We start from the raw sequence: 1358 nt of genomic DNA, 5'->3' as shown, positions 1-1358 counted from the left end.
ATGGCGCACGTTTCATTAGATAAGCAAGGATTAAAGCAATTTGTCAACGACAACGAATTAGGCGAGATGCAGGCGATGGTCAATGCCGCCGATGACGAGCTCCGCAACGGGACTGGGGCCGGTGCGGACTTTCGTGATTGGCTCCACCTGCCAAGTGAATATGACAAGGACGAATTTGCCCGGATCAAGGCGGCCGCCAAGAAGATCCAGTCTGACTCCGACATCCTCGTGGTGATCGGGATCGGGGGTTCCTACCTGGGGGCCCAGATGGCGATCGACTTCCTCCACAACACCTTCTACCAGGCCCAATCGGCCAAGGATCGGAAGTACCCACTGGTCATCTTTGCCGGGAACTCCCTGAGCTCGACTTACGTTCATGACCTGATTCAATTGATCGGCGATAAGGACTTCTCCGTCAACGTCGTCTCCAAGTCCGGGACGACCACGGAACCATCAATTGCCTTCCGGATTTTCAAGAAGAAACTGATCGCCAAGTACGGGTTGGCCGAGGCCAACCAGCGGATCTACGCCACGACCGACAAGGCCAAGGGGGCGCTGAAGACCGAGGCTGATGCCAACGGCTACGAATCCTTCGTTATTCCGGATGGGGTCGGCGGTCGTTACTCCGTCCTCTGCCCGGTTGGCCTCCTGCCGATCGCCGCATCCGGTGCCGACATTGATAAGCTGATGGAAGGAGCCGCCCAAGCCGAAAAGGACTTTGTCACCCCCGACCTGACCAAAAACGAGGCCTACCAGTACGCTGCCTACCGGAACATTCTCTACCGCAAGGGCTACGAAACTGAATTACTCGAGAACTACGAGCCGAACATGCGGATGTTTGCGGAATGGTGGAAGCAGCTGGCCGGTGAATCCGAGGGGAAGGATCACAAGGGGATCTACCCATCCAGCGCCAACTTCACGACCGACCTCCACTCCCTGGGCCAATACATCCAGGAGGGCCGGCGCTTCCTGATGGAGACCGTTGTTAAGCTGGATAAGCCAAACTACGACGTTGAAATCCCAAGTGAGGATGACAACCTCGACGGCCTGGGCTACCTAGAAGGCAAGACGATGGACTTTGCCAACACCAAGGCCTACGAAGCGGTCGTGGCCGCCCACACGGCCGGTGGTGTCCCGGTTATGACCGTCCACATCTCAGAAGAAAACGAGTACACCCTCGGTTACCTGATCTACTTCTTTGAGGTGGCCATGGGGATCTCCGGTTACCTCAACGGAATCAACCCGTTTAACCAACCGGGCGTGGAGGCCTACAAGGTCAACATGTTCGGCCTGCTGGGTAAGCCTGGTTACGAGGAGATTGGCAAGCAGCTGCGTGCCGAGATGGATAAGAACAACTA

At 56.6% G+C, this 1358-nt stretch carries 1 protein-coding gene; it reads left to right on the top strand.

All coding sequences use genetic code 11. The features are described from left to right. Positions 1–1358, top strand: a 1358-nt coding sequence (locus FD34_RS02175; RefSeq protein WP_057806369.1) for a glucose-6-phosphate isomerase, incomplete at its 3' end; no start/stop codon positions are given.

The organism is Limosilactobacillus pontis DSM 8475 (assembly GCF_001435345.1).
Taxonomy (GTDB): domain Bacteria; phylum Bacillota; class Bacilli; order Lactobacillales; family Lactobacillaceae; genus Limosilactobacillus; species Limosilactobacillus pontis.
The sequence above is the reverse complement of the archived record's forward strand: the minus strand, read 5'-3'. Positions and strand labels throughout refer to the sequence as shown.